Source organism: Gimesia sp. (assembly GCF_048260065.1).
In the GTDB taxonomy this organism is placed as follows: Bacteria; Planctomycetota; Planctomycetia; order Planctomycetales; family Planctomycetaceae; genus Gimesia.
Genome location: NZ_JBLXHC010000007.1, coordinates 1 through 6973, shown reverse-complemented (window position 1 = coordinate 6973; position 6973 = coordinate 1). Strand labels below are relative to the sequence as shown.

Here is a 6973-nt window from a genome sequence, read left to right as displayed (position 1 = left end):
AAGACTCCCTCGATGCTTCCCGAGGCTCTCGGCCACTGCGTCCGAAAGACTCGTCAGACCACGGAGATAAAGGTCTCCCTGATGCTTACCGAGGCTCTCGGCCACTGCGTCCGAAAGACTCGTCAGACCACGGAGATTAAGGTCTCCCTGATGCTTACCGAGACTCTCGGCCACTGCATCCGAAAGACTCGTCAGGCCACTGAGGTCAAGCTCTCCCTGATGCTTACCGAGACTCTCGGCCGCTGCATCCGAAAGGCTTGCCAGGCTACTTAGGTCAAGATCTCCCCGATGCTTCCTGAGGCTCTCCGCCGCTACGTCTTCAATGGTGGTACACGCGTTGAGATTCACAGAATGATTTGCTAGCAGAAATCGCTCAGCTATCTCTACTCTAATCGTAGACCGGTATTGTCTAAATACCTTTGCTGCTGACTCAGGCCAAGTGTCGAGGTCAGTTCTCAGGTCTAAATCACGAGCTAGACTCTCAGCCGCTGCATCTGAAAGATTTTTCAGGCCGTCGAGGACAAGCTCTCCCCGATGCTTACTGAGGCTCTCGGCCGCTGCATCCGAAAGACTCGTTAGGCCACTGAGGTCAAGCTTTCCCCAATGCTTACCGAGGCTCTCGGCCACTGCATCCGAGAGGCTTGTCAGGCCACTTAGATTAAGCAACTCTCCCTGATGCTTACCGAGACTCCCGGCCGCTGCATCTGAAAGATTTGTCAAACCACCGAGATAAAGTTCATATCCCTGATGCTCACTAAGGCACTCGGCCGCTTCATCTTCAATGATGCTAAACGCGTTGAGATTCAAAGAATCTGTATCTGCCAGAAACTGTTCAGCGATTTCTTTGGTTAAAAGGCTCATCGTTAACTCTCTTTCTATTGGGTTTAACACACGCTACCTTCTACAGACGATGCTGGATGATAAACGTTAACGCCCGGACTCACCTTGAGCATCGGAGACACATCTGATGTTACCCTGCCATTAAATAGTTCTATAACTTCAAGGGTTCGGAATTTAGAAAGCTAATTTGACCTCATGACTTAAGAAGTTAACTCTCGCAAGAGTTGTTATGAAGAGAGTTTATATAGCCTGTATATGACTACCTTCTGAAAGACGTTCAGCTACAAACGCTTCTGCATCGCTTAGCTCACTGAATTCAATAAGTTCGCCAGCTTCTAGAACTGGCATGGTGTAGGGAATTTCTACCCATCGAATATTCTTTGTCATTAAGTGAAATACGCCCATATCTGAAATCAAATATCGCTTTTTGTAGTGTGTCATTTCAATCCCTCATTATAATAATATCCAGAATCTCACATATCGCTCTAGTTGGAACCACTTCTGGGTGTGAACGGTGTGTATCACAGGTTCATATGGCTTCGTATCCAATGCGTCGTTTTTTTTCAGCTTTGTAGTCAATGGTTCCGATTTCCGATTTCTGAGTTCTACTTTTGAATCAGAGTAGTGAAAAAAATCAATTTTGTTTGAGTGAACGCAAGAAGAATCGTGCCATCCAACAATTAGTAGTAATCCAAAGATTTATGTGATTCTCATTGAATGTTTCCGAAACCATCTTCGGTCTTTCGAAGCCTGCAGTCCAGTAGTTGTTAGCAACTACCCGTCAATTCCGCCTGCTGACAATTGAGGATGAAATCAGCAGCTTTATTGGCGGCGGAAGCAGCCCTGAAAATAAAGCGGTTATCGTTCTTCAGTCTTTTGATCCATGATTTCAGATAGGCCACATGATTGGTCCGGTCTTCAGATTGCGGAACACCGAGGTGGGCCAATAGGAAACAGGTCGACAACTCGGCAACGAGTTCTTCTTCAGCGTAGTTCTTATTTCCAAATCGCAGAATTTTTTTAAGCCGGTTGAGACGTGATTCATGCCCCGTCCAATGCGAGAGTTCATGCAGCATTGTCGAATAGTATGCTTTTTCAGACTGAAACTGATATTTGGGAGGGCAGACAATTTCATCGTCGAGGAAATTATAATAGGCCCGATCCAGATCAAGATATTTGATACGGGCATTAGTGGACTGGATCACATCCTCTGCAGGAGCATAATCATTGAAGCCTGAATCATCAGGTTCTCCTGCATCTGCGCGCAAGTAGTCCAGATGTTTTCCAAATACCTGGTCTACATTAAATACGGTATAAGCTCTCAGAACCGGAAATGTTTCTTCTGTGACTTCCCCGGTGATTTCATCAGTTTCTTCTTTCTCAACCAGTTTGAAGAGGGTCACTCGGCATCCCCACTGTCCTGAAGGGATGTGATTGGGGCGACGCATGACAGTGCCCCCAAGTGATTTCCACTGGTTGTATGTTGCCCAGTGCTGCGAAATAAATGAGTGCCGCAGCGACGCCATCCGGAGCAGGATCGTGTTGGTACCTGTGTACTTGTTACCAGTCAGCGCATTGCTGGGAAAACCACGATTCGGTCCCGTTCCCCAGGGCTTTTGCCAGGGAGGAACACCATCCTGTTCGAGGGCCTCGACGATCTGATTCGTAATACTTTGCCGGATCTCTTGCTGTGAAGCCATTGAACTGCTTTCTTTTGTCTTAGGTCACCGAATAAATAATCCTGCCTTTCAAATTACTAAGGGGTGCGTTAGGGCAATTTCTGCAAATCTTTTTTTCAAAATAACTAAACTGTTTGGAAACAGGATCAAGTTACGCCAATTCGCATACTTTTTTTTGTGATTTGTGTGATCCCATCCCCTTCACCTACGGATCCGGTGAAAGGAATGAACGTGAAATGCTTGCATTCTGGTACAGATGCTTGCATAACTGTACATAAAGAGCATGGAAGTTATTTGACCTGAGCACTTTTAAACTTCTTAGATCAAATTTTTATCGATGATTGAACAGACTAGAGAGTAGCATTTACCAGTCGTATGCCTTGCCTGGCTCTTTGAAGAATACAAAACTGATCAAGACACCAAGATAGCGGGGCCAGATTTCATGAACCAGGATCCTCCTGATCTGCAGCGATTCATTTCCAATCAGCAGCTTTCGCTGCTGGAGTGTGAACCGGGTGACAACCTGCTGACGGCGATCCAGCGTCTGGAGGCTCGACTTGGTCCCGGGCAGAGTTCTCCGCTGGCGGATCGCTGGCAAGCGGTTGAGGACCGGCACGCGTTCTTCCAGGATCTGGCCGCTGGGGATCAATCGCAACTGACCGTGTTCGTGAATGCCGCCGGCATGGGTAAAACGATCATTTCCCATTACCTGGAATACGTGCTGGGAAGCGTATTTCACCAAGCAGCAATCCGCTTGGAAGCCGAACAGATCGTTAAGTATGTTGGAGAACTGAAGACAGAAGCAGAACTGATTACTCTGCTGATCAGTCAGTTCGAAAAAATGGGTGTCACTGTCACACCGCAGGAACTGCGTTTTGCTCTAAGGCAGCGACAGCTAATTTTGGTTATCGACGCTCTGGACCAGGTGGGAAAAGGTAACCTGCAGCCATTTTTTGAGTTCATGCGAACCCATCCCCTCTGGCGACAGTGTCAATTGATCGTGACAGGGCGTCCCCCCGCCATTAATCGTGAATGGGATCAAGTCTTCCGTCCCGAACTACGCAATTGGCAGTTTGTGTGTCTGGAACCGTTTACCCCGGAACAGTGTGCCGCGTACCTGCAGGGCCGGGATGATGCCGTCTCCCGCTACGAGGCATTATCAGAGAGTGTGAAAGAGGTGCTGCAAGTGCCTCGCGTCCTCTCCTACCTCCGTTTTGTCAAGGCTGCAACATTCGCCGAGATCGAGACCGCTGCCGACGTGATCGGCCTGGCCCTGCGGGAAATGGTCCGGGACGGCCTGGAGAAGTTTCCGGATTTGAAACTGAACCTGGAGAACACGGATACTGACCCGATCAGTGAGATCCTGCAGGGGCTCGCTACTGTTGCCTTCGCTCAGACCTGCGAACAGCTGGAATATCAGGATGTCCTGCAACCGAATTTCACGCGGATTTCGAGCCAGGATCTGCCTGACTTCAAACAGCGGTTAAGTATTCTCCTAGGCGAAAAGAAAGTACAGCCCATCTTGAATGCGTTGGGTACACTGAACGTGGCCCTCCGGTTCGATCTGCTGGAAGCGGGATCGGAAACATTGACTGAAATCCAGTTCCAGAACCGTTCCCTGCAGGAGTGGCTGACGGCTTACTACCTGGCCAATCATACCCGGGATGCAGATCGGCAACTGCTGTGGGAGCAGAACTGGATCGTGGAATGGGACCGCGAGCCATCCCAGGAATACCGGGAGGTCTGGCAGTTTTTTGTCGACCTCAAAGGGCAGGCCGACTTTCGGTTGCAGAACCAGCCGGGGTTCCGTAAAGATAACATCTGGCTGGAAACTGCCGAACTGCTGTTCCGTCCCTGCTTCGATGCCCGGACCGGGCAGTTTTATGATGAACTCCCGGCTGACGTTGATCGGGATGCGATTGAATGGCTGGCACGACGCTCGCCGGAGTTTATTTATCAGGTTTGGTTCCGACTGGAGGCGTTTTGTGAGCTAGAGGGAACGGCCGAGCAGGGACTAGGAAAAGCAGAGCGCACACTGAGGGAGCGTGCCCGGGAGATCCGCGACCGCTGGCAGAGGGAGTTTACTGCGATCGCAGACGGTCAGCAGGGGAAGGTACTGCAGCGAGTTGCTCAAGAGCACCACGAAGATTTTGTCGATTTCCCGGCGGGGGAAGTCTGGTTCGGTTCAAAAGACTGGGATCAGCCCCCCAGTCGGGAGAATATTCCCCCATCAGTACAGAAATTATGGGCAGAAAACTTTAAGCATGCCGACGATACCGATGAGAAGTTACGCGCGTGGCTGCTGGATGTGCAATATCAATGGCTGAAACAGCAACCGGCCAGTACTCAGAAAAAAAATCTCGAAGATTTAATGTCGCTGATTCGAGATGAAGAAGAGACTTGGAAATGGCTGGCTTCCCAATTCAGTCGGACTAACGAGCGGACAGCAGACGGTGCCAACCCGCTTCCTGTGTCTGCCTTTGGTATGCAGCGCTGCGCGGTGACGAATGCGCGGTTTCGGCTGTTCAGTCCGGAGCACGGCCTGCGCGGGGATTATGATTATCAGGGTGTGAGTCGAGAGCCCGACTGTCCGTCGCTGTATATCGACTGGTATACGGCGTGGGTGTACTGCCAGTGGTGTTTTTGGGACGAGACTCCTTGCAGACTGCCGCAGGAGCATGAATTCGAGTACGCGGTCAAATTTGGAATGCTGGAAGCCGATCAATTGGCGTGGGATTACTGGTGGGCTCCCGAGTGGGGAGATGAGAAAGAAACACACAAGCAGTGTCATGGGAATCATGCTTACGAAACAGGGACGGTTCCAGCGGATCCCCGACGTGCCAGTGACGCAACCGAAGAACTGGATCCCAAGGGAGTAGGGGTGATGGACCTGTTGGGGAATCAGCAGGAGTGGATGGGGAATGAATACCAGGAGATTTACGCGGGGAATCTGACGGGGCCCCAAGAGAGGGTGCATCCGATCACTCTGATGTCGTGTCGCGGCGGTGCCTGGCTCTACTTACCGTTCGACCTTCGTGCAACGAGGCGCGACAGGGACGCCGCATCGAGCCATGACTTCGGCATCGGGTTTCGTATTTTGAGGACCAAGTAACCCTGTGCACTTTATCCCTGTTACCCTTTGTCCTTTTTCTTTTTACCCTTTTTTGAAGCAGACGCAGTCTGCGCTCGCGTTGAAAATTTGGTGTTAACAAACTGAGCGCTGGCAACAAAAACAACTGAGGATGACAGGATCAACCAATGTCTCCCCCGTACATACATGACCAAAAGCTACAACTGCTGAAGCTGAAATCCGGTTACCAGGTGGCTGCCGATTTTCTGCACCATGAGGTCCTACCTTACCTGGAAGACGAGCAACGCGCGCAGCCGGAAGATTCTGCCTGGCAATGGGACGATCTCACTCAGCGCCGCGAAGAGTTGCTGCAGTCGCTGGCAGGTTCCACTGACTTTCAGCGAACGGTGCTGGTTAACGCGGCCGGCATGGGAAAGACCAAAATGATGGAGTGGCTGCACTATGTGCTGGCCCATTCCCGGTTGAAATGTCTGCCGATTCTGCTGGAAGCTAAGCATCTGGTAGACGATTATGGATTCAAAAACTATTCTCAATTCCTGTTTGACAGGGCGCTGGAACAACTGAGTGATCACACGACTGAGTCTGCCGCTGATCTGGAGAAATCTCTGCGGTGGATGCGACAGCAGGGCAAGGTCTTGTTTTTGATCGATGCCCTGGATGAGGCATCCGGAGAATTGGATCGGCTGGCCAAAGTGTTAAATCAGCAGGGGCCCTGGAAAGACTGCCGGTTTGTGATTTCCACGCGTCCCTATGCACTGGGGCTCCGGAAAAAACTCTTTGCTCAGGGGAATTGGCAGTTACTACGCGTGCTTGCCTTTGACGATGCCCAGAAAACGCGTTTCCTGAAAGTGGAAGGTGAAGCGGTCTCGCGCTACGAGCATCCGAATATCAAAGACAATGCACGATTGAAAGCAACGCTGGATAATCCCCGGGTGCTGCAGTATCTGCGGGAAGTCAAGCTACACCGACTGGATGACGGCGACCTGCAGACCCCCGCCGACATCATGTATTTCGCGATGGAATCCGCGATCTGGAAATCGATGGAAGAACATCCAGAGGCACGGCCCGTCAATAAAGATCGAAAGTTGGTCAAACGATCTGATGTCGATCTGATGCTGCGGATTCTGGCCACATGTGCTTTTGAAATGACGAGCCAAAGGATTCAGACAGAAGACGAATCATATTATCCCAATTTTCGGAAAATCGAAGACCAAGCATCGGTTTCGGTTTTTCGAGATCAAGTCTGGCAGAAACTGGAGAATGCGTTAGAGAAGAAAAAGTCGTGGGTTATCAATGAGGATGACTTGTTCGAGATGCTGAGCCAGTTGGATCATGCCATTCGCGGGGACCTGCTCGTTCCTGG

Annotated in this window: 5 protein-coding genes; 2 read left to right on the top strand and 3 right to left on the bottom strand. The window is 50.5% G+C overall.

Annotation, left to right across the window (positions count from 1 at the left end; all coding sequences use genetic code 11):
* The 3 genes from ACN0YN_RS14435 to ACN0YN_RS14425 form a co-directional block, all read right to left on the bottom strand.
* A partial coding sequence (locus ACN0YN_RS14435; RefSeq protein ID WP_417385723.1) for a hypothetical protein occupies positions 1-861 on the bottom strand: 861 nt, incomplete at its 3' end.
* Between the two features lie 219 nt (positions 862-1080).
* A complete protein-coding gene (locus ACN0YN_RS14430; RefSeq protein ID WP_417385722.1) occupies positions 1081-1281 on the bottom strand; it encodes a hypothetical protein in 201 nt (66 codons plus the stop codon).
* Between the two features lie 326 nt (positions 1282-1607).
* Positions 1608-2540 (bottom strand): ArdC family protein, encoded by a 933-nt coding sequence (locus ACN0YN_RS14425; RefSeq protein WP_417385721.1) that lies wholly within the window; start codon positions 2538-2540, stop codon positions 1608-1610.
* A gap of 421 nt (positions 2541-2961) precedes the next feature.
* Here ACN0YN_RS14425 and ACN0YN_RS14420 point away from each other — a divergent pair, with 421 nt between their 5' ends.
* Both ACN0YN_RS14420 and ACN0YN_RS14415 read left to right on the top strand, forming a co-directional pair.
* Complete coding sequence (locus tag ACN0YN_RS14420; protein ID WP_417385720.1) at positions 2962-5631, top strand: SUMF1/EgtB/PvdO family nonheme iron enzyme; 2670 nt, start codon at positions 2962-2964, stop codon at positions 5629-5631.
* 146 nt (positions 5632-5777) lie between these two features.
* On the top strand, positions 5778-6973 hold a 1196-nt coding region (locus ACN0YN_RS14415; RefSeq protein ID WP_417385719.1), incomplete at its 3' end, for an NACHT domain-containing protein.

Coding starts and splice junctions, on each gene's coding strand:
- ACN0YN_RS14420 (WP_417385720.1), top strand. CDS start 2,962: ATGAACCAGGATCCTCCTGATCTGCAGCGATTCATTTCCAATCAGCAG.
- ACN0YN_RS14425 (WP_417385721.1), bottom strand. CDS start 2,540: ATGGCTTCACAGCAAGAGATCCGGCAAAGTATTACGAATCAGATCGTC.
- ACN0YN_RS14430 (WP_417385722.1), bottom strand. CDS start 1,281: ATGACACACTACAAAAAGCGATATTTGATTTCAGATATGGGCGTATTT.